We start from the raw sequence: 21700 nt of genomic DNA on the forward strand, positions 1-21700 counted from the left end.
CTTTAAATTTTTGTTTTTACACAGCTTGGGTTCTGAAATTGGCTTCGCGCTTTTCCACCACGTGTTGTAGGTGCTTGACGCTGAAACAGCAAAAGCGCACAAGAAAAACATGTCTGAGATTCGATCAATCTGTGTTTATTGCGGCTCTTCAACGGGCTTAAATCCAATCTATCGCGAAGCGGGCCTGACGCTTGGCCGTTCGTTGGCCGAACATGGCATACGCCTTGTTTATGGCGGCGGAACGCGCGGCATTATGGGCGCGGTTGCGCAAGGTGTGATGGAAGCTGGCGGTGAAGTCACCGGCATTATTCCCACTTTCCTGCTCGACAAGGAAGCAAGTCTGGAGAAAGCGCAGGAGCTCACCGAACTGATCGTGGTCGGTGATATGCATGAACGCAAGCACCTGATGTTCCAGAAATCGGATGCTTTCGTGACGTTGCCCGGCGGCATCGGCACGGTTGAAGAAATCGTGGAAATGATGACATGGGCGCAGCTTGGCAAGCATCGAAAACCGATGGTTTTTGCCAATATCAACAATTTCTGGCAGCCAATGCTTACCTTGCTTGAGCACATGACCTCGGAAGGTTTCCTGCATACTGCACATCAGGTGAAACCATTGGTCATTGACGAGGCAAAGGACATTGTGCCTGCAATTCTTGCGGCCAATGGCCGTGCGCATGAAGGCGATCCCAAGATCATCGAAAAGATGTAGATCAGAGAAAAGGGCGCGATAAGCGCCCTATTTCTTTATCAATGATACGACTGTTTCCACATGCGACGACCAGAGAAACTGGTCAATCGGCGTAACACGGGTGATGCGATAGCCGCCTTTCACCAAAATGGCGAGATCGCGGGCAAGCGTCACCGGGTTGCACGAGACAGCAACAACCTTCTCAACTTTGGATTTTGCCAGTTCCTGCGCCTGTTCTTCGGCACCCGCACGCGGCGGATCAAACACCACTGCATTATAGGGCAGCAATTCTTTGGGCATCAGCGGACGGCGGAACAAATCACGGCGTTCAACAGAAACAGGCTTCAAGCCCTGTACATGGCGCACACCACGATCAAGTGCCGCCAAAGCCGGTGCATCATTTTCAATCGCATGGACCGCGCTTTTTTCTGCAATGCGCAGGGTGAATGTGCCGACACCACAAAAGAGATCTGCAACACGCCTGGCCTTGCCAAGATGTGAGAGCACCAGCGACACCATGGTCTCTTCGGCCTCAACCGTTGCCTGCAAGAAGCAACCCGGCGGCACCGGAACCGGCACTTTGCCAAAATGGATGATCGGCTTTTTAGGCTCGACGATGATTTCGCCTTCATGGGAAAGACGCGCAAAGCCCTTTTTCATGATGAGTGCAGTCAGCGCACGGCGCTGATCATCGCTAAGTTTACCGCAGCCGCTTGCAGCCAGATCAAGGCCCGATGCGGTTAGCGTTGCGGCCAGCTTGAACGGCTTTGAACCCGGTGCAATCAATGCGCCCACTTCGCGCAGATCATCGAGCCGCGCAATGATTTCAGGCACTGTCACCGCACATTCAACAATATCAATGATCTCATGGCTCTGGTGGCGGTTAAAGCCAAGCAGCACGCCTTTTTCCGTCTTTCGGGCTGCAAAACTTGCACGGCGGCGCGAGTGCGGAAGGCAGGCAACCAGCGGATCGACCTCGACATCAAGGCTCCTGCCCTTCAATACCGAAACAACAAGTTCGCGTTTCCATATGCGGTAAGGCTCATCCTGCCAATGCTGCAAGGCACAGCCGCCGCAATCCTCAAAATGCTGGCATGACGGGTCTTGCCGTTCATCAGAGGTTTCGAGCAGCGCAATCACTGTCGCGCGGTTCTTATCGCGTGCAACATTTGCCACTTCACCGGGCAGAGTAAAAGGCACAAAAACCTGGCCGTCAGCAAGATTGGCGACGCCATCGCCGCCCGCACCTATCGAGCGAATTGTTACTGGACCAGTTGTTGGTCCAGATATTGGGGTCGTCATAGGTCCTTCTTTCCTGCCAAGAGATATTCCCGATTGCCATCGCCGCCCTCAATGGGTGACAGGCAAAGGCCCAGCGCACGCCAACCGGGTTGCGTTTCCAGCCATGATTTCAATTCTTCCGCAATGCGTTGGCCGTCTTTCGGATCACGCAGAATACCACCTTTGCCAATGGCTTCGCGCCCGGCTTCAAACTGCGGCTTTACGAGAAGTGCGCAGATAGCATCTTTTTGTGCCAGCGCCAATGCCGGTGGCAAAGCAAGCTTGAGCGAAATGAAACTGACATCCGAAACCACGCAGCCAATGTCACGCCCATCAAGATCTGTGGCATCAAGCGCACGCGCATTCACGCCTTCCTTATTGGTCACACGCGGATCATTGCGCAACGTCGCGTGCAACTGGTCATGCCCCACATCAATGGCGATGACATGATTGGCGCCACGCTCAAGCAAAACTTGCGTAAAACCACCCGTTGATGCGCCAATATCAAGCGCATTCAACCCGTTCACATCGAGATTAAACTGATCAAGCGCTGCAATCAGTTTGAGTGCACCACGCGAAACATAGGCGCTGGCCGGATCATCGACGCTCACTTCTGCTGTTCGCAGAACATTTTGCCCGGGCTTGGTCACAGTCTTGCCGTCAACCGTGACCGTGCCACGCTGAATTGCATCACGCGCACGCGAGCGCGTGGCAAACAAGCCGCGATCAACCAGCAACTGATCAAGACGCGGTCGGTTATCAGTGGATTTTTCGCTCATATTTATGCGCGGAACGGTGCCGCAACTTCTTCGCGACCCAGTGCTGCAAAAACAGCCTTCACGATACCGGCGCGATCCAGACCGGCATTGGCATACATGACTTCCGGCTTGGCATGATCCTGATAGCGATCCGGCAGGGTCAGCACACGCACTTTCAGTCCGCGATCCAGCAGACCATCACTTGCGAGGAATTGCAGCACATGGGCAGCAAAACCACCCGCTGCACCTTCTTCAATCGTAATAAGAACCTCGTGCTCTCTTGCCAGACGGCGGATCAGATCATGATCAAGCGGCTTGGCAAAACGCGCATCGGCAACCGTTGTTGAAAGCCCCGAAGCGGCCAGCTCATCGGCAGCACTCAAACATTCCTGCAAGCGCGTACCAAAAGACAAAAGTGCAACCTTACTGCCTTCGCGCACAATGCGGCCCTTGCCGATTTGCAAAACCGAGCCGCGTTCAGGCAGCTCCACGCCGACACCATCGCCACGCGGATAGCGGAATGAAATCGGACCCTCATCATATTCCGCAGCCGTACGCACCATATGGCGCAGTTCCGCTTCATCCGATGCTGCCATCACCACAAATCCTGGCAGCGCTGCAAGAAAGCCTATATCAAACGAACCGGCATGGGTCGGGCCGTCGGCACCCACCAGACCAGCGCGATCAATCGGGAAACGGACCGGCAGATTCTGGATCGACACATCATGCACAACCTGATCATAGCCGCGCTGAAGGAAGGTCGAATAAATCGCGCAGAACGGCTTATAGCCTTCGGACGCCAGGCCTGCTGCAAATGTCACAGCGTGCTGTTCGGCAATGCCAACGTCAAAGACGCGCTTGGGAAACACTTCGCCAAACAAATCAAGGCCGGTGCCGGTTGGCATAGCCGCTGTCACAGCCACGATCTTGTCGTCGTGGCGTGCTTCTTCAATCAGGCTCGTGCCGAAAATCTTGGTATAGCTTGGTGCATTTGCAGGCGGCTTTGACTGCTTGCCGGTAATGACATCGAATTTGTTCACACCGTGATATTTGTCGGCTGCGGCTTCTGCAGGTGCATAACCTTTGCCCTTCTGCGTCACCACATGGATCAGCACCGGGCCATCCTGCGTGTCACGCACATTTTTCAGGATCGGCAGCATATGATCAAGATTATGTCCGTCCACCGGACCGACATAATAAAAACCAAGCTCTTCAAACAAGGTGCCGCCAGTGAAGAAAGCCCGGGTAAATTCTTCCGATTTCCGCGCCTTGTCCTGCAAGAATTTTGGCAATTTCTTGGCAACCTGCTTGGCAGCATCGCGCACGCTGCGATAAGTCTTGCCAGAAACCAGACGCGCCAGATAAGCACTCATCGCTCCTGTAGGAGGCGCAATCGACATATCATTATCGTTGAGAATGACGATCAGGCGTGCATCAAGCGCACCGGCATTGTTCATCGCTTCATAGGCCATGCCAGCTGACATGGAACCATCACCGATAACGGCAATGACATTGCGTTTTTCACCTGAAAGCTCTGCCGCAACAGCCATGCCAAGACCAGCAGAAATAGAGGTTGAAGAATGCGCCGCGCCAAAGGGATCATATTCGCTTTCAGAACGCTTGGTAAAACCGGACAGACCATTTTCCTGACGCAGCGTGCGGATGCGGTCGCGGCGTCCGGTCAGAATTTTGTGCGGATAGGCCTGATGCCCAACGTCCCAGATAATGCGATCATGCGGCGTGTCAAAGACGTGATGCAATGCGATAGTGAGTTCCACCACCCCAAGTCCCGCCCCCAGATGACCACCCGTGGTTGAAACCGCATCCACAAGCTCGGCACGCAGTTCTTCCGCAAGTTTTGGCAAATCCTGCTCCGGCAAGGCACGAAGAGCTTCCGGTGTCGGCGCCTTGTCGAGCAAGGGGGTGATGGGTCGGGACATTAAAACAACCTGTTTCTGGTTCGTATTTTATTTGTCGGTATAGCAGCAGCCTATGCAGATCAAGCATACCAAAGCGCACATGCACATGGCGAGACATCGTGTCATGCCTATTTATTCAGGCAAAGGTATGAACTCTTCTTCATCGCCCGGCACAATATCAAAACGACCTGTACGCCATTCTTCCTTGGCCTGTTCGATCCGTTCTCTGGAAGAGGAAACGAAATTCCACCACACATAGCGCTTTGAGCCAAGCGATGCACCGCCAAACAGCATGAAATGCGCACCCTCTGGTCCAGCCTGAACGACAATATCGTCACCCGCACGAAAAGCCAGCAGCCGATCTGCCGGAAACACTTCGCCACCAATGCCAACATTGCCGCGCAGCGTATAGATCGCACGTTCTTCCGTTGTTGGCGGAATATGAAAACGTCCGCCGGGCAGCACTTCTATATCTGCATAAAGCGTTTCGGCATGCTGGATAACGGGTGACGAAAGACCATGCATCGAGCCAATGATCAAACGTCCGTTAAACTCACGATCTTGCATCAGCGGCAGATCGGGCGAATTGGTGTGATAAAAATGCGGGTCAATCTCTTCAGATTGTTCTGGCAGCGCCAGCCATGTCTGCACACCTGAAATTGCCAAAGAACCATTGCGCTCTTCTTCCGGCGAACGCTCGGAATGCACAATGCCACGCCCTGCCGTCATGAGATTTACATCACCCGGACGGATTACCATTTCTGTCCCAAGACTGTCACGATGACGGATATGTCCATCGAAAAGATAGGTCACGGTTGAAAGGCCAATATGCGGATGCGGGCGCACATCAAGCGCATCACCGTCTTTCAGCACTGCTGGTCCCATACGGTCAAAGAAAATAAATGGCCCGACAAGCCGCCGCTTCACGGTTGGCAAGGCGCGGCGGACTTCCAGCCCGCCAATATCGCTTGTACGCGGAATGACCAGCGTTTCGATTGCATCAACGGATGTCTTGTCGCCAAGCACCGGATCAGGACAGGGGAAAAAACTCATGGGCAGCCACCAGACAAAAGCGCACCGGCAAGCCGTTTGCCGGTGCGTGATGCCTGAAAAGATAAGCCCGTATCAGCGATTGTGCAACAGGCGCGACAATTCGCTGGTGTCGGGCACCTGTCCATTGCTTGTCAGCTTGTCAACCAGACCCGGAAGCACCTGCGAAAGCTGATCAAGCAGTTCCTGCTGATCAATACCCGCATGGGCTGCAATTTCGCTCAAGGTTTTATTGCCAAGCGCATCACCAAGCTGGCCCGGATCGATCTGATGATTGTCACCCTGCCCGACCCAGGAATCAACCTTGTCACCAAGACCAGCCTGTTTGAGCTGATCAAGAAGACCACCCAGACCACCACCCAGAGGACCAGGCGCTGCCGGTGCTGACGCCGCGCCACCACTGGCAAGCGTGCCACCAAGCAAACCACCAAGACCACCGAGTATGCCGCCCAGCAACCCGCCTCCTGCATCCGCCTGCTGCGGCGCAGACTGGTCCGGAATTGCAGCGGGATGCTCCGGCTCATCACTATGGCCTTTAAGCATTCTGCCAACCAGAAGCGCACCAAGCGCAATTAAAACCGGCTTGGCAAGGCTGCCGCCGGGGATCGGCGCGTTATTGGACTTGTCGTCATAACTTCCCATCACACGATACTCCCTGTTGGTCGCGGTGGCTTTCTCACACGCGATGCGTTAAGGTGAAATAAGTTTACACCTTTGACAAGTATTATACCTTGCCAAATCGAAACTATTGTGAAAATTTTCTAACCGTCTGATGCAAAACCTTATTTCGCAATCGGAGATATTAGATGTCTATAATAAGCTGGATTATCCTTGGACTGATTGCTGGCTTCATCGGCAGTAAAATTGTCAACAAAAGCGGTCAAGGCGTATTTTTCGACATTGCATTGGGCATTGTCGGGGCAATTGTTGGCGGCGTTCTTTCTTCAACATTATTTGGTCGCGGCGTCACCGGTGCATTCGACCCAATGAGTCTCATCATTGCAATTATCGGCTCAATCATTGTGCTATGGGTCTATCACAAGATCACCGGCAAACGTTCCATCGGTTAAAAAACTCAATTATAGTGCTATGGCTCCGGTTCGCGTCGGAGCCTTTTTATTGCCAGCCTCATGAAAGCACTGCCACCTAATGGGTTTTATCGATCATTACATCGCAGCTTATGGCGCATTCGCCATCTTCTTTATCGTGTATTTCGAGTCTTTCGGTGCACCGCTGCCCGGTGAAAGCGCATTGATTGCCTGCTCGTTGCTTGCGCTGAATGGCACCTTGCATATTGAACATGTCCTGCTTGCGGTCTTCATCGGAGCGGTCCTCGGAGACTGTACCGGATATGCCATTGGCCGTTATGGAGGACGTGCACTTATCCTGCGTTATGGCAGCCGCATAAAACTGACGCCCGAGCGGCTGGAACATTTTGAAAAAATTTTCGAGACCAAAGGAATTTATGTCGTCGCCACCGCGCGTTTTGTTGTGCTGCTGCGGCAACTCAACGGCGTCATCGCAGGGTCAATGAAAATGCCTTTTGGACATTTCATTTTCGCCAATATTGTCGGTGCTGCCGGCTGGACGCTTGTGTGGGGACTTGGCCCTTATATGCTCAGCGGTGTGCTGGCTCCCTATGCAGAACATTTGAAAAAAATATTGTTGTGAATTGGCAACAGTCCATAATGATTTTGAAAATTCCTTATTTTATATAACCGGTGTTGCCTAGTCACGAAATCTTCATTGATGTGACATGCAATTGATATTGTTTGTTTTTTTATCAGTTATATAAGCACTGAGGTCACACCTCACTTACGGAGTCTCTTTATGAGGGTTAAACATTTTCTCTGCGCGTCTGCCGCAGTATTTTCGTTTGCATCCACTGCACAGGCTGCTGACGCGATTGTCGCTCCAGAGCCAGAAGCTGTAGAATATGTTCGCGTTTGCGACGCTTATGGCGCAGGTTATTTCTACATTCCAGGCACAGAAACCTGCCTGCGTGTTCATGGTTATATCCGCTACGACATCAAGGGTGGCGATAACGTTTACGCAAAGACCCTGGCAAAGCGCACACGCGACACTTATGATATGAAGTCGCGCTTTGAACTTCGCGTTTCTACTGCAAGTGAAACAGAACTCGGCACTCTCCAGACCTATGCCGATGCCCGTTTTGACTGGAATAATGGCGAAGACGGTTCAAGCGGTCAGCTGCGTTACGCCTATATCCAGCTTGGCGGCCTTCGTCTCGGCTTGGATGAATCGGCATTCATCACCTTCACCGGCAAGCTTGGCGACGTCATGAATGACGACGTTATTATGGCAGGTGGCACACGCACCAATGCCATCAGCTACACATTCAAGGGCGGCAATGGCTTTTCGGCTATCATCGCACTTGAACAGGGTCAGGCTAAAAACAGCGATTTCGACAAGTCTGTTCTGATTGACGACTACACACCATATGTCGTTGGCGGTCTTAAATACGAACAGGGTTGGGGTTCGATCGCCGGTGTTGCAGCTTATGATTCACTGAATGAAAAATGGGCCGGTAAGGTTCGCCTCGACGTCAATGTAACTGACGAGTTCTCGGTCTGGGTACAGGGCGCATACAAGTCGAACGACGACACATATATTAACGGTGTTCGTCAGATCGACAGCTTCTACGGCACATGGGGCGGCGACTGGGCTGTCTGGGGTGGCGCACAGTATAAGATCAACAAGAAAGCAGCCTTCAATATTCAGGCAGCTTACGAAGAAGCTGGCCGCTTTGCAGGAACTGCAAATGTTGCCTACAAGCTTGTACCGGGCTTCACCGTTACGCCTGAAGTCTCGTACACCAAGTGGAACGACGATCATTCCGTACTCAAGGGCAAAGATGCCTGGCAGGGTATGATTCGCTTCCAGCGTTCGTTCTAAAGCACTTTAAACCTCTGGTTTAACGTGCATCTTCTCCAAAGAATGTTTCACATTTTTGAAGATGCGTGTTGAACAGACGATAAAGAGCAATTTGCATCGCCAGAATTTTTCGACCTCCAGTCAAATCTGCTGCGACACAAGGAAATAGCGGCTCCAAAGGAGCCGCTATTTTTATATACTTACAATATTCTTATTCTGAATCGAGCGGCTCGGTGCCCACCGGCTGCCCATCGCGACCAAGGCGAATTTTCTCAACCTTGTCTTCCGCAGATTTAAGCAGCGTATCGCAATGCTTCTTCAGCGCCTCGCCGCGCTCATAGATACGGATCGACTCTTCCAGCGGCACATCGCCCCGCTCCAGGGCATCGACGATCTTCTCAAGCTGCTTCAAGGCATCCTCAAAGCTCATAACTGCAATGTCGGAGTTGGATGGTTCGCTTACCATGGTTTATCCTTTCAACAGCCGCGTAATATGGGAAGACGCGGACTGCGACAAGCCCTCAAGATCATATCCACCTTCAAGCACACTCACTAGCCGGTGATTGCAGAATCTTTCTGCACGTTCCATAAGCTTGCCTGTCGCCCAGTCGAAATCTGCTTCGTCGAGATTGATCTCGCTCAAAGGATCACGAAAATGCGCATCAAAGCCAGCTGAAATAAGGATCAAATCTGGCCGGAAGTTGTCCAAAGCGGGCAATACACGACTATTAAATGCCTCGCGAAACTCGCGGCTGCCGGTATCGGGTGAAAGTGGCGCATTGACGATATTACCAACGCCCACCTCGTCTTTTCTGCCTGTGCCCGGAAACAGCGGAAACTGATGGGTCGAGCAGAACAGGACACCCGGATCATTCTCAAAAATATCCTGCGTGCCATTGCCGTGATGCACATCCCAGTCAATAATTGCGATACGCTCCGCACCATGATGATACTGCGCATGACGCGCGGCAATGGCAACATTGTTGAAAAGGCAAAAACCCATTGCCTTTGAGCGCTCGGCATGATGACCGGGCGGACGTGAGGCGACAAATACATTATCCGCCTGCCCCGAAAACACATCATCGACAGCAGCATTTGCGGCACCAATAGCCAGAAGTGCAGCCTCCCAGCTTTTCGGGCTTACATAAGTATCAATACCAAGCTTATTAATTGGCTGTGGCGCTTCCCCGGCATCGATAGCTTCAGGAATCTGCCGCCGGATTTCATCGACATAGCTTTCAGGATGCACAAGCAGAATGGCATCTTGCGATGCCATTTTGGCTTCCACACGGTCAAGACGATAGAACTCGTCACCTTCCAGCTCGCTCATCAATGCGCGAATACGATCGGGCCGCTCGGGATGTCCGGGCGGCACACAATGTTCAAGATAGGTCGGATGCCAGTAAAGCCGTGTTGTCATCTACTTACTTTAGCATCAACTTTGCAACATTCAGATGATTTCCGTGCGGGTGATATTGATGCCGAAACCTTCCAGACCAACATAATGACGTTCACGCGAAGCCAGAAGCACAATCGACGTAATGCCAAGATCTTTGAGAATCTGGGCACCCAGACCAATCTGGCGCCATTCCTCTTCACGCGCGACTGCTTCTGCATGGGCTTCATGCTCGCCAAGCAGCGCTTCACGCGCACGCGCATCGCGGTGATCAGAACGCACGCCGACCGAACCTTCGCGCAAGTAAACCAGAACGCCGCGGCCTTCCTGGCCCATACGCTTCATAATCTCATCGAGATTATTGCCTCCCTTGCCGAATACATCGCTCAACACATCTTCGCGGTGCAGACGCACAGGCACTTGTTCGCCATCGCGAATATCGCCAAACACAACCGCCACATGCTGCATTGGCTCCCATGGCAATTCATATGTATAGGCATGGGCTGGGCCTGCGCAGGTATCGACCGGCGCATCGCCAATACGCTTGACCAGCGTTTCCTTGCGCTGACGATAGGCAATGAGGTCCGCCACGGTTACGCGATGCAGCTCATGCTTTTGCGCAAATGCCGTCACATCGGGGCCACGCATGACTGTGCCATCATCATTGATCAGTTCGCAAATCACACCGATTGGCGGCAGGTTTGCAAGCTTGCAAAGATCAACGGCGGCTTCTGTATGACCGGAGCGCATCAAAACGCCACCTTCACGCGCGATCAGCGGGAAGACATGGCCGGGACGCACGAAATCCGCAGCACCGGCATTGGGGTTTGCGAGATTACGAACCGTGAGGGTGCGATCATCAGCCGAAATGCCAGTGGTGGTTCCGTGGCGATAATCGACCGTAACCGTGAATGCAGTTGTGTGAGCAGATTCATTGTCCGCAACCATAGGCGCGAGATTAAGACGCTTCGCTTCTTCACGCGGCATGGGCGTGCAGACAATGCCCGATGTATGCCGCACGATGAAAGCCATTTTTTCCGGCGTGCAATGAACGGCAGCAACAATCAGGTCGCCTTCATTCTCGCGCCCGTCATCATCCATCACCACAACGATTTCACCACGCTCGAAAGCGCGCAGTGCATCAACGACCTGTTTCTGATTATAGCTCATAATGACCTCGATACATTATTATATCCGTCCTGTCTGGCCACGATGACGCAGATAATGATCGGCAATTGCGCAAGCAACCATCGCTTCACCGATCGGTACAGCACGGATACCCACGCAAGGGTCATGACGACCCTTGGTCATAACATCCACTTCCCTGCCCTGCGCATCAATTGACTTGCGCGGCGTGAGAATCGACGATGTCGGCTTGACTGCAAAGCGCGAGACAACCGGCGCACCGGTTGCAATTCCACCCAGAACGCCGCCTGCATGATTGGACAGAAACACGGGCTGTCCGTCATTGCCGATACGCATTTCATCGGCATTTTCTTCGCCGCTCAGACGGGCTGCTTCAAAACCATTGCCAATCTCAACACCTTTCACGGCATTGATGGACATCAGATAGCTGGCAATATCCTGATCCAGCTTGCCGTAAATTGGCGCACCAATACCGGCAGGAACACCTTCGGCCACGATTTCGATGATTGCACCGATGGAAGAGCCATTCTTGCGGATACCATCCAGATACCCGGCAAAAACCTCAACAGATCCCGCATCCGGCGTGAAAAAGGGGTTATTATCAACCTCGTTCCAGTCCCAGCGCGAGCGATCAATATCGTGCACGCCCATGGAGACCAATGCGCCGCGCACCTTTAAACCGGGAACGACCTTGCGGGCAATGGCACCGGCTGCAACCCGTGCAGCAGTTTCACGCGCTGAAGAGCGCCCGCCGCCACGATAATCACGAATGCCATATTTGACATCATAGGCATAATCGGCATGGCCCGGACGATACTGGCTTGCAATATCGCCATAATCCTTGGAGCGCTGATCCGTGTTTTCGATCATCATCGAAATTGGCGTGCCGGTCGTCGTCATGGTGACGCCATCATCGCCCAGAAGCACACCGGAAAGCACCCTTACCTGATCCGGCTCACGGCGCTGGGTCGTGTATTTCGACTGCCCCGGCTTGCGCTTGTCGAGATAGGACTGAATTTCAGCCTCAGTAAAGGTAATGCCGGGTGGGCAGCCATCCACAACGCAACCAAGCGCAATACCATGGCTTTCGCCCCAGGTTGTTACGCGAAACAAATGACCGAAACTGTTATGAGACATGAGCTGAGCCTGATTACGGAGCGCCTTTTCCGGCAAGATATGGGGCGGTTTTATTGGCCTTTTCAGTCAGGGTCAAATTATAGCTCAGAACAGCTTTGACCGAATCGCGAAAATTCCTTGTTATCTTCTCTGAAAGGCATTCTTTTTGACACATTCCATCAGCTAAAATGTCCCCAATTAAACATTGCGGATGCTGCAAAACGCAAATGATAATCGTGCCGAATCATTCAAATTGACTGGCAAAGTGACTGGCAAAATGACTGGCAAAATGACTGGAACGCACAAAAAGAGGATGATACCCATGCAATATATTGTGGGACTGATCTTCATCATTGCCTCGATTTTTTCGAGCGTCGCCATGGCGGATGATGTCGAAGGCAAAATCACCGGCATCAATGAGGACACAGAGACGATCACGCTCGATGATGGCAAGAACTATAAATTGCCGGGCGAGTTTGATTACTCGATCATCAATAAGGGCATGAAGGTCATCATTCTTTATGAGGAAGCGGATAATACCCGCTTTATTACCGATATTCAGGAAGCGCCTTAGGATCAGGGCGATTGGACAATGTGAAATCTATATCTATCTGGTTGCCACTATTTACAATCACTGCCCCTGATAAATGCTCATCAGAAATATGCCTGCAAAGTATGAGACCCGAGAAGAGGGCAAGATCAATGCGTCCTGACCATAGACTTTTTTAGACGAGTCTGGTTGTGTCTTTTGGATAGGCCTCCCAATATCCGGTCGGGCCAGGCATTGCATATTGGGGCCAGGATTGATGGACGATCCAACGAAATCACTCGACAGACCAGGTAGCAGCACAGCTCAGGCACGCTATGTATTTCTTGCAGCCTTGACCGGAGTCTTAACCGGCACTGTCGGATCCTATTTCCATCTCATCATAGATACACTGATGATATGGCCGCAAAAGCTTAGTGAATACATTACAGGCACACCGCTGATTGTCGCTGCGGCACTGTTTACAATGTGCTGCACGATCTTTTCAGTGTTCATCGTTCGTCGTTTCGTGCCCGAAGCCGGTGGCAGTGGTGTGCAGGAAATTGAAGGGGCGATGGAGGGCTTACGTGAAGTTCGCTGGCGGCGCGTACTGCCGGTGAAGTTTTTTATAGGCATCACTTCCATCTCATCCGGCCTCGTTTTAGGCCGTGAAGGTCCAACCATCCATATTGGTGCATCGCTTGGTGCGGCCATTACAGATTTCTTCAAGGTCAGCGACACGGAACGGCGCGGTATTCTGGCTGCGGGTGCCGCAGCGGGTCTTGCCTGTGCGTTCAATGCGCCGCTGGCAGGAGTTCTGTTCGTCATTGAGGAAACACACAAACAGTTTCCCTATACATTCCGCACCTATATGGGCGTGATTGCGGCTGCATTGCTTGCAACAGTCATGACACAGATCATCGGTGGAACAGCACCGGACATGTCGATGCCGGATGTGAAAGCGGCGCTTGAAACTCTGCCTGCCTTTGTCTTGCTGGGCTCTGTGCTGGGGGTAATCGGAGTGGCATTGAATGGCGGCATCATGTGGGCCATTAATTTTGCAGCCCGGTTACATGAGCGTGTGCCTTATCTTTATCCAGCCGTCATCGGGCTGTGCATCGGTGCACTTTTTATCGTGCTGCCTTATTCCGTCACCGGTGGCGAAACTATTATCATGAAGCTCGTCCACGAAAAAACCGGTCTTGCCCTTTTGCTGCTACTGGCTTTTGCACGCTATTTTACAATGGTGGGAAGCTATTCCAGTGGTGTACCGGGCGGTATTTTTGCACCCATGCTAACCCTTGCAACCTGTGTCGGGCTGGCTTTTGCAGGTATTATTGGCATAATATTTCCAGAGGCCGGCGCAATGCCATGGGCATTTGCAATTGCAGCGATGGGTGGGCTGTTTACCGCATCCGTGCGTGCGCCGGTTGTCGGCATCGTTCTGACGCTTGAACTCACTGGCGCCTATGGAATGGCAATGCCTCTTATTGCCACCTGCCTTACGGCCAACCTTATTGCCCAATGGATCGGCGGCAAACCAATCTATGAAGAATTGCTCGACCGTACGCTGGCACAGGCCGGGATCAAACCAAAAGTGAGAACAGAAGAATCGCAAACCGGGCTGGCTTGATTAAAGGATCTGATCCTGTTCAGATCCACTCAAGCCTGCCGTTTTCGAATTTCAGTATCTTGTCCTGCGGAATGGAAAGATTGGCTGCCATATGGCCATCCATATCGCCATAGAGATAAAACAGCGTGCGAATGCAGCCGCCATGCGTCACACATATGGTCGGCCACTCGACAGATTCAACCCAGCGACCAATGCGCTGGGACAGCCGCATATAGCTTTCAGCAGTCTCACCCGGTGGTGTGAAATTCCATTTGTCTTTCGCACGCGCGTCCAGCAGATCTTCACGCTCTTTGGCAATGTCGTCCATCATGAACCCCTGCCAGTCGCCGAAATTCACTTCCATCAATTGTGGATCGGTGCGAAAATCATAAGGGTCGAGCCCCATGCGCAAGCGAATGCGCTCCATCGTTTCACGCGTGCGCCGCAGCGGGCTTGCAACAAAATCATAACCGGCAGCATTACCGATCAATGATTTCAGCATATCGCCATTGCGGTCTGCCTGCTTGCGGCCATGGTCATTGATGTCAATATCAAGCTGCCCCTGAATGCGCTGGGCAACATTCCAGTCCGTCTCGCCATGACGTGAAAAATAGATGATCTCCCGGGCCAAAATCACACCTCTATCTGCCATCAGTCATATTGTTGATGCCTTTTCGATCATGAAAGGGCAAAGAAAAATCCCGAAAAGCCGGTAAACTTTTCGGGATTTCATATTTTTCAGCTCAGTCCTTAACGACCGAGATGTCCGGCGCGTCAACCGCCTTCATGCCAATCACATGATAGCCACTATCAGCGTGGTGCACTTCACCTGTTACAGAACGCGACAAATCCGACAGGAAGTAAAGGCCAACATCGCCCACTTCATCAATGGTTACCGTGCGACGCAGCGGCGCGTTATATTCATTCCACTTGAGAATATAACGAAAATCGCCAATGCCCGATGCTGCCAGCGTCTTGATCGGGCCTGCCGAAATCGCATTGACGCGAATATTCTGCGGTCCAAGATCAACGGCCAGATATTTCACACTTGCTTCAAGCGCTGCCTTTGCAACGCCCATGACGTTGTAATTCGGCATAACCTTTTCAGCGCCATAATAGGTCAGCGTGAGAATCGAACCGCCATCATTCATCAGCTTTTCCGCACGACGCGAAATCGCCGTCAGCGAATAGACCGAAATCAGCATGGTGTTCTGGAAATTGGCTTCTGACGTGTCGACATACCGGCCTGTCAGCTCATCCTTGTCGGAGAAGCCAATAGCATGAACCACGAAGTCGAGCTTGCCCCACTTCTTTTCCAGCGCTTCAAAAACAGCATCAATACTCGCACCGTCAGCGACATCGCAATGACCTGCGATAAATGCGTCAAGTTCTTCAGCGAGCGGCTCAACACGCTTCTTCAATGCATCACCTTGATAGGTGAATGCAAGCTCGGCACCCGCTTCACGAGCGGCCTTGGCAATGCCCCAGGCGATAGAGCGGTTGTTGGCTACGCCCAGAATCAATCCGCGCTTGCCCTGCAACAAACCTGACTTTGCGGTCATTAAGGGTCCTCATCGAAATATAATCAACCAGATGCCCTATCGCACAGCATTGCGAAGGCTTCAAGCAATTGCGCATAAAAAGCCGGGTATTATATAGATTGCAATTGTCAGATCGCTGCACAGTGCAGCGATCCGGTTACTATTCAGAGCGCGTTCCGATCTGAATAGTTGTTTTAACGCGCATCATTGACCGAAAACCGTTTCACACTTTTCGGGATGCGCTCTAAAACTTGTTAGCTGCCTTTGCGTTTCTTCAAAAACTCTTCAAGCTCGGCATCTCCACCTTCCGGCAGCATGATGCGCACATGCACATAAAGATCACCATGGCCGCCGGCCTTGAGGGGCAGGCCCTTGCCTTTAAGACGCAACACCTTGTCTGAACTCGACCATGCAGGCACTTTAACGGCAATACGGCCATTGAGCGTCTCGACCTCTGCCTTGCCACCAAGAACGGCATCAGCAAGTTCAACCGGCAAATCCACATGCACATCGCGGCCTTCAAGCCTGAAACGCGCACTTGGCCTGAAATGAATCGTCACCAGCGCATCACCGGGCGTACCACCCACAACACGCTCGCCCTGGCCTTTAAGACGAATGGTCTGACCATCTTCCACATATTGCGGCAGCTTGATTTTCAGATGCTTGCCATTGGGAAACACGGCCTCAACCTTGTCGGCACCGGCAGCCTGCTCAAGCGTAATATTGATCGAGGCGGCCAGATCGCTGCCTTTGACCGGACCACGCTGACGTGCGCCGCCGAAGCCACCCTGCCGAACGCCGCCGCCAAAGGCACCGCCGAAAATATCATTGAGGATGTCTTCAGCACCACTGAAGCCCCCTTGCTGACCGCCACCGCGCTGCCGAAATCCCGCAAAAGGATCACCGCCGCCGCCGAATCCAGCATTGCCGCCCTGCCCGCCAAAACCCTGAAAGGCCTGCTTGCCCTCTGCATCAATCTCACCACGATCAAACTGGCCACGCTTGTCCTTGTCGCCAATAATTTCATAGGCCTGATTGATTTCAGAAAAGCGCTCCTGCGCCTTTGGATCATCCTTGTTTTGGTCAGGATGATATTTTTTGGCCAGCTTGCGGAAAGCCGATTTTATTTCTTCGGGCTTCGCCGTTTTGGCGACGCCCAACACGCTATAGGGATCGCGCATATAATCCTCATTCGGGAAAATGACTGAAACATCAGTCGTTAGACTCACTTTGCCGTAATATGAGTACTAAGCTTTAAAACTTCCAGACTTATCCTGTAGAGATTTACAAAAAGCGCAAATGCAGGCGCTTAAAATATGTCTTCAGCAGACAGAATGAGCAGAACCGCTTCGCAGTTTTGCTGGACATTCTTTAAAGGGGAGCAAACGAGGTTAATGTCCACTCACCGCCGCGCTGCATGCAGGTCTCGCCACGATAAATGGAAACACCATCAAATGCTTCGCGGGACGTTTCAAACTGTCGGCAGAGTGTATCATTGGACGTGGTTTCGGCAATGCTGGTAATAGCACCCTGACTACCGGTATCCGGGTTGGCCCAGGGAACCGGGTTCTTGCCCCATTGGGTAAAATTCAGCGCTGAAACAATACTCTTGATTGTGGACTGGTCGGAACGCTTGCCATTATCAGCCTCGTCCTTTTCCACCGACTTGATAGAGCCGGTGATGGTCGAGGAATCAGGCACCGCCTTGTCAATACTCACCCCACCCATGGCACATCCGGCAAGAGCAGGCATGGCGGCAAGAGCAAACATAACGGCAGCAAAACCAGCACGGCGCATCAGAGCCATGCCTTGTTTGACATCAAAATCACGTCTCACATGGCGAGCAAGTCCAGCGGCCAACGGTCTTCCTTCAAATACACCTTAAAGATGCAGTGAATATGAGGCTATGGAGTTAATAAGCGGTTCGCAGGCAAGGTAAACAATTCGCTACCAAAGGACAACGCCGAAAATCCTCGTCCCAAAGTAAAGTCAGGGCAAAGCCCCAGCTAAAGCCCAGCAAAAGCCCCAGCAAAGGCATGGACAAAATAGTTAATATGGACGAAGTTCACGGCAGCAATTCCGATTGATTTTTGAAATAGCAGAAAATGACAAATTCCAGCGATGATTTCACCCAGAGTTCTGAACCGTTCAAGCTGTTTGCAGAATGGCTCGATGACGCCACAAAAAGCGAAGTGAACGACCCCAACGCGCTGGCACTGGCCAGCGTTGACCCGGACGGACTGCCTAATGTGCGCATGGTCCTGCTCAAGGATTTTGACGAGCAAGGCTTTGTTTTCTACACCAATTATGAAAGCAGGAAGGGGCAGGAAATTCTGTCTGCGCAAAAAGCCGCTATGTGTTTTCACTGGAAATCACTGCGTCGTCAGGTGCGTATACGCGGCCCGGTCGAAAAAGTCAGCGATGCCGAAGCCGACGCCTATTATGCATCGCGCCCGCGTGGCAGTCGTATCGGGGCATGGGCATCAAAACAGTCACGACCGCTCGAAAGCCGCTTTGCGCTTGAAAAAGCCGTTGCCGAATATACGACCCGTTATGCGATTGGCGAAATTCCACGCCCTGCACACTGGTCAGGCTTTCGCATCCGGCCTGTTTCGATTGAGTTCTGGCATGACCGCCCATTCCGGCTGCATGATCGCGTATTATTTACCCGCGACACGCCGGAAGGTGACTGGCACAAGGACCGGCTCTATCCGTGAAATGAGAAAGGCCGCTAAAACCGGCGGCCTTCTTTTTTTAAACTATCAGCTTTAAACCATCGGTTTTAACGCCACCCACAGGCTTCCCAATACGAGGCCCATAAAAATCAGCCAGCCAACAGTATTATTTGACTTGAACAGACGCAGGCACTGGTCCGGGTTATCAATGTCGAGCACGATAATCTGCCGATAAAGATGAACGCCGGCTGCGAGCAGACCGGCAAGCGCTGGCATCGGCACCTGCGCAACCGCAAAAGCGGCCGCAAAAAAACCAATTGCGCCACCATAAAGCACCAGCAGCGCCGTCTTGGTGTGTTTTCCAAACAGACGGGCCGTGGAACCTACACCAACCAGCGCATCGTCTTCCTTGTCCTGATGTGCATAGATCGTATCATAGCCAATCGTCCAGAGGATCGCGCCGATATAAAGCAGAACAGGTGGGAGCGCTAGCGAAGCTTCAACCGCCGCCCAGCCCATCAGTGCGCCCCATGAAAAGGCAAGTCCAAGCACCAGCTGCGGCAGATTGGTAATACGCTTCATGAAGGGATAGGCTGCAACGATCACAAGCGATCCAACGCCAAGGCCAATGGTGAACCAGTTAAATTGCAGCACAACGGCCAACCCCACCAGAGCCTGCAGAACAATGAATATCTTTGCCTGTTTGCGTGTGACCTGACCGGAAGGCAGCGGTCGCGAGCGCGTCCGGTCCACCTTGTCATCAATATCCTGATCGGCCAGATCATTATAGGTGCAACCCGCACCGCGCATTGCGACAGAACCTATGAAAAACAAAACAAGATGCCAGATGGAAGGCACCACTGACCAGGCATCATTGCCCGGCTGCGCACCGGCACCCGCCACCAGTGCAGCCGACCACCAGCATGGCCACAGTAAAAGCTGCCAGCCAATCGGTCGATCCCATCGTGCAAGCTGTGCATAAGGCCACAGGGATGGCGGAAGAACCCGATAGACCCAATGGCCGGATGGTGCATCCTTCACGCGTCCACGATTGTCGCGCGACTGGACGTCTGAACTGGCCCCAAGACTGGAGCCAACATTGGGTTTTGGCTGCTGCATGATCGTCTGCCTTATAAAACTTATGACGGATCTGTCCGCTTTTTATCCAAAAATCGCAGTGCTGCCCTTGCCCGCGCGTGCGTTGGGCAATACAGACCCCTATCAATTAACGTTTACTGATCTCACGCGCAGGGAGCAAGGCATGAAAGTTCTGTTGATCGGTTCGGGTGGCCGCGAGCACGCATTGGCATGGAAACTTGCCGCATCCGAAAAGCTGACAAAGCTCTATTGCGTACCCGGCAATCCAGGCATTGCAGAATATGCAGAACTGGTGTCGCTTGATGTGAGTGATCACGCAGCCCTTATTGCTTTTGCCAAACAAAATGCGATTGATCTGGTTGTTATTGGCCCGGAAGCGCCACTTGTTGCAGGCCTTGCCGATGATCTTCAGGCTGCAAATATCCGCGTCTTCGGTCCTTCCAAAGCCGCTGCCCAGCTTGAAGGCTCAAAAGGCTTTACCAAAGACCTCTGCGCACGCTTCAACATTCCGACCGGCGCCTATGGCCGTTTCAACAATGCGCCGAAAGCCAAGGCCTATATCCGTGAAATGGGCGCACCCATCGTGGTCAAAGCCGATGGACTTGCAGCAGGCAAAGGTGTTGTGGTCGCCATGACGCTTGAAGAAGCACTGGACGCGGTTGACGCCTGTTTTGAAGGCGCATTCGGTTCTGCCGGAGCAGAAGTCGTCGTTGAAGAGTTTCTTGAGGGCGAAGAAGCCAGCTTCTTCTGCATCTGCGATGGCAAGACAGCGTTAGCGCTCGGTTCCGCACAGGATCACAAGCGCGTTGGCGATGGTGATACCGGACCGAACACCGGCGGCATGGGTGCTTACGCCCCTGCTCCGGTGATGACGCCTGAAATCGTCGAGCGCACCATGCGCGAATTGATTGAACCGACCATGCGTGGCATGGCCGAGATCGGAGCGCCTTTTTCAGGCATATTGTTCCTTGGCCTGATGATCGGCAAGGACGGACCGAAGCTGATTGAATACAATACCCGCTTTGGCGATCCTGAATGTCAGGTGCTGATGATGCGCCTTGAAAGCGATCTGCTTGACCTCATCAATGCGGCCGTTGACGGCAAACTTGATGAAGTCAAACTCCAATGGAAAGATCAACCGGCACTGACCGTCGTCATGGCAGCCGAAGGCTATCCGGCCAATGTGAAAAAGGGCAGCATTATTCACGGCCTTGAAAAGCTCAATAATATTGACGGGCTGAAGGTTTTCCACGCCGGTACAGCGCAAAAAGATGGTCATCTGATCGCCAATGGTGGCCGGGTTCTCAATGTCACCGCTATTGCGCAAACCGTAGCGGAAGCCCAGAGCAAAGCCTATGATAGCGTGAAAAAAATCGATTGGCAGCAAGGTTTTTATCGCTCCGATATCGGCTGGCGGGCCGTGGAACGGGAACGTTCTGGTCTATAATCAGGTAATATCAATCAATCCTGAGCTTAAAACCAGTATTTTCATCTCTTTTGCAAAGGCAGCTTGTAAAAGCCAGAAATACCCCATATATATGTCTCATCGATTTTGTTTTCGAATGTTGCGGCGTGCTTTTCGCCACCCGGTACTTCTTTCAAACTCGTGAAATTCGGCGATGGATTTATGTCCATTATATATTAACCGTGCGATTTGAAAGGAATTCAACATGGCAAACGGAACAGTAAAGTTTTTTAATTCAACCAAGGGCTTCGGCTTCATTCAGCCTGATGACGGCGGCGTAGATGTGTTCGTTCACATTTCTGCTGTTGAGCGTTCGGGCCTCAGCACACTCAATGAAGGCCAGAAGGTCAGCTTTGACGTTGTTGCTGATCGTCGTTCGGGCAAGAATGCAGCAGAAAACCTGCAGGCGCTTTAATAATTATCCGAGCAAGGTTTTAGAACTTTGCTTGAATAAGAGCGTGACAAATTCGTCTCCAGTCTTTGACCACGGATGTACTGGCACTGATTGTTGAGACTTATGAAGGTCGGGTC

Annotated in this window: 23 protein-coding genes; 9 read left to right on the forward strand and 14 right to left on the reverse strand. The window is 52.3% G+C overall.

Annotated features, from left to right (window positions below; genetic code table 11):
• Positions 1–109 precede the first annotated feature (109 nt).
• The gene (locus FHY56_RS05775) at positions 110–712 is read left to right on the forward strand and encodes an LOG family protein (protein WP_140904219.1); all 603 of its coding nucleotides are present in this window, start codon (positions 110–112) and stop codon (positions 710–712) included.
• Positions 713–739: 27 nt separating this feature from the next.
• Here FHY56_RS05775 and FHY56_RS05780 read toward each other — a convergent pair whose 3' ends face one another.
• The 5 genes from FHY56_RS05780 to FHY56_RS05800 all read right to left on the reverse strand — a co-directional run bounded on the left by FHY56_RS05780 (position 740) and on the right by FHY56_RS05800 (position 6341).
• Complete coding sequence (locus FHY56_RS05780; RefSeq protein ID WP_168927590.1) at positions 740–1993, reverse strand: class I SAM-dependent RNA methyltransferase; 1254 nt, start codon at positions 1991–1993, stop codon at positions 740–742.
• On the reverse strand, positions 1990–2751 hold the full coding sequence (locus FHY56_RS05785) for a TlyA family RNA methyltransferase (protein ID WP_140904220.1): 762 nt from the start codon (positions 2749–2751) through the stop codon (positions 1990–1992). The genes FHY56_RS05780 and FHY56_RS05785 overlap by 4 nt, the downstream gene beginning before the upstream one ends.
• Before the next feature lie 2 nt (positions 2752–2753).
• Positions 2754–4670 (reverse strand): 1-deoxy-D-xylulose-5-phosphate synthase, encoded by a 1917-nt coding sequence (gene dxs, locus FHY56_RS05790; RefSeq protein ID WP_140904221.1) that lies wholly within the window; start codon positions 4668–4670, stop codon positions 2754–2756.
• 111 nt (positions 4671–4781) lie between these two features.
• Positions 4782–5702 carry a pirin family protein gene (locus tag FHY56_RS05795; RefSeq protein WP_140904222.1) on the reverse strand — a complete coding sequence of 307 codons (921 nt, stop codon included), beginning with the start codon at positions 5700–5702 and terminating at the stop codon, positions 4782–4784.
• A gap of 72 nt (positions 5703–5774) precedes the next feature.
• Entirely contained in the window at positions 5775–6341 is a 567-nt protein-coding gene (locus FHY56_RS05800) for a YidB family protein (protein WP_140904223.1), read from the reverse strand.
• Between the two features lie 164 nt (positions 6342–6505).
• On the opposite strand from FHY56_RS05800, the gene FHY56_RS05805 reads away from it, so the two are divergent.
• The 3 genes from FHY56_RS05805 to FHY56_RS05815 all read left to right on the forward strand — a co-directional run bounded on the left by FHY56_RS05805 (position 6506) and on the right by FHY56_RS05815 (position 8615).
• A complete protein-coding gene (locus FHY56_RS05805; RefSeq protein ID WP_140904224.1) occupies positions 6506–6769 on the forward strand; it encodes a GlsB/YeaQ/YmgE family stress response membrane protein in 264 nt (87 codons plus the stop codon).
• 79 nt (positions 6770–6848) lie between these two features.
• Positions 6849–7370, forward strand: coding sequence for a DedA family protein (locus FHY56_RS05810; protein ID WP_140904225.1), 522 nt, complete (start codon positions 6849–6851; stop codon positions 7368–7370).
• A 159-nt stretch (positions 7371–7529) separates the two neighbouring features.
• Positions 7530–8615: a porin gene (locus FHY56_RS05815; RefSeq protein ID WP_140904226.1), complete on the forward strand. Its 1086-nt coding sequence runs from the start codon at positions 7530–7532 to the stop codon at positions 8613–8615.
• Positions 8616–8805: 190 nt separating this feature from the next.
• Here the strand turns inward: FHY56_RS05815 and FHY56_RS05820 are convergent, their stop codons facing one another.
• The 4 genes from FHY56_RS05820 to aroC are packed head-to-tail and all read right to left on the reverse strand — an operon-like array spanning position 8806 to position 12273.
• Positions 8806–9060: an exodeoxyribonuclease VII small subunit gene (locus FHY56_RS05820; protein ID WP_140904227.1), complete on the reverse strand. Its 255-nt coding sequence runs from the start codon at positions 9058–9060 to the stop codon at positions 8806–8808.
• 3 nt (positions 9061–9063) lie between these two features.
• A complete protein-coding gene (locus FHY56_RS05825) occupies positions 9064–10014 on the reverse strand; it encodes a histone deacetylase family protein (RefSeq protein WP_140904228.1) in 951 nt (316 codons plus the stop codon).
• Between the two features lie 30 nt (positions 10015–10044).
• Positions 10045–11160, reverse strand: coding sequence for a 3,4-dihydroxy-2-butanone-4-phosphate synthase (gene ribB, locus FHY56_RS05830; RefSeq protein WP_140904229.1), 1116 nt, complete (start codon positions 11158–11160; stop codon positions 10045–10047).
• A gap of 18 nt (positions 11161–11178) precedes the next feature.
• Positions 11179–12273, reverse strand: coding sequence for a chorismate synthase (gene aroC, locus FHY56_RS05835; protein ID WP_140904230.1), 1095 nt, complete (start codon positions 12271–12273; stop codon positions 11179–11181).
• Between the two features lie 301 nt (positions 12274–12574).
• On the opposite strand from aroC, the gene FHY56_RS05840 reads away from it, so the two are divergent.
• Positions 12575–12826, forward strand: coding sequence for a DUF1344 domain-containing protein (locus FHY56_RS05840; protein ID WP_140904231.1), 252 nt, complete (start codon positions 12575–12577; stop codon positions 12824–12826).
• 232 nt (positions 12827–13058) lie between these two features.
• Positions 13059–14411, forward strand: a complete 1353-nt coding sequence (gene clcA / locus FHY56_RS05845; RefSeq protein WP_140904232.1) for a H(+)/Cl(-) exchange transporter ClcA — start codon at positions 13059–13061, stop codon at positions 14409–14411.
• Positions 14412–14430: 19 nt separating this feature from the next.
• Here the strand turns inward: clcA and FHY56_RS05850 are convergent, their stop codons facing one another.
• From FHY56_RS05850 to FHY56_RS05865, 4 genes are all read right to left on the reverse strand, one after another.
• Positions 14431–15021, reverse strand: coding sequence for a histidine phosphatase family protein (locus tag FHY56_RS05850; protein ID WP_140904373.1), 591 nt, complete (start codon positions 15019–15021; stop codon positions 14431–14433).
• 112 nt (positions 15022–15133) lie between these two features.
• Positions 15134–15952, reverse strand: a complete 819-nt coding sequence (gene fabI, locus FHY56_RS05855) for an enoyl-ACP reductase FabI (protein ID WP_140904233.1) — start codon at positions 15950–15952, stop codon at positions 15134–15136.
• A gap of 233 nt (positions 15953–16185) precedes the next feature.
• Positions 16186–17112 carry a DnaJ C-terminal domain-containing protein gene (locus tag FHY56_RS05860; protein ID WP_140904234.1) on the reverse strand — a complete coding sequence of 309 codons (927 nt, stop codon included), beginning with the start codon at positions 17110–17112 and terminating at the stop codon, positions 16186–16188.
• A 190-nt stretch (positions 17113–17302) separates the two neighbouring features.
• Positions 17303–17791 (reverse strand): RT0821/Lpp0805 family surface protein, encoded by a 489-nt coding sequence (locus FHY56_RS05865; RefSeq protein WP_268898897.1) that lies wholly within the window; start codon positions 17789–17791, stop codon positions 17303–17305.
• A gap of 245 nt (positions 17792–18036) precedes the next feature.
• Between FHY56_RS05865 and pdxH the strand changes: the two genes are divergently transcribed.
• A complete protein-coding gene (pdxH, locus tag FHY56_RS05870) occupies positions 18037–18648 on the forward strand; it encodes a pyridoxamine 5'-phosphate oxidase (protein WP_140904235.1) in 612 nt (203 codons plus the stop codon).
• Positions 18649–18699: 51 nt separating this feature from the next.
• On the opposite strand, the gene ubiA is transcribed toward pdxH, so the two are convergent.
• Positions 18700–19725: a 4-hydroxybenzoate octaprenyltransferase gene (ubiA, locus tag FHY56_RS05875; protein WP_140904236.1), complete on the reverse strand. Its 1026-nt coding sequence runs from the start codon at positions 19723–19725 to the stop codon at positions 18700–18702.
• Between the two features lie 142 nt (positions 19726–19867).
• On the opposite strand from ubiA, the gene purD reads away from it, so the two are divergent.
• A complete protein-coding gene (gene purD, locus FHY56_RS05880; RefSeq protein ID WP_140904237.1) occupies positions 19868–21151 on the forward strand; it encodes a phosphoribosylamine--glycine ligase in 1284 nt (427 codons plus the stop codon).
• A 223-nt stretch (positions 21152–21374) separates the two neighbouring features.
• Positions 21375–21584, forward strand: coding sequence for a cold-shock protein (locus FHY56_RS05890; RefSeq protein ID WP_140904239.1), 210 nt, complete (start codon positions 21375–21377; stop codon positions 21582–21584).
• The last annotated feature ends 116 nt before the right edge of the window (positions 21585–21700 follow it).

Source organism: Brucella gallinifaecis (assembly GCF_006476605.1).
GTDB classification, from domain to species: Bacteria; Pseudomonadota; Alphaproteobacteria; order Rhizobiales; family Rhizobiaceae; genus Brucella; species Brucella gallinifaecis.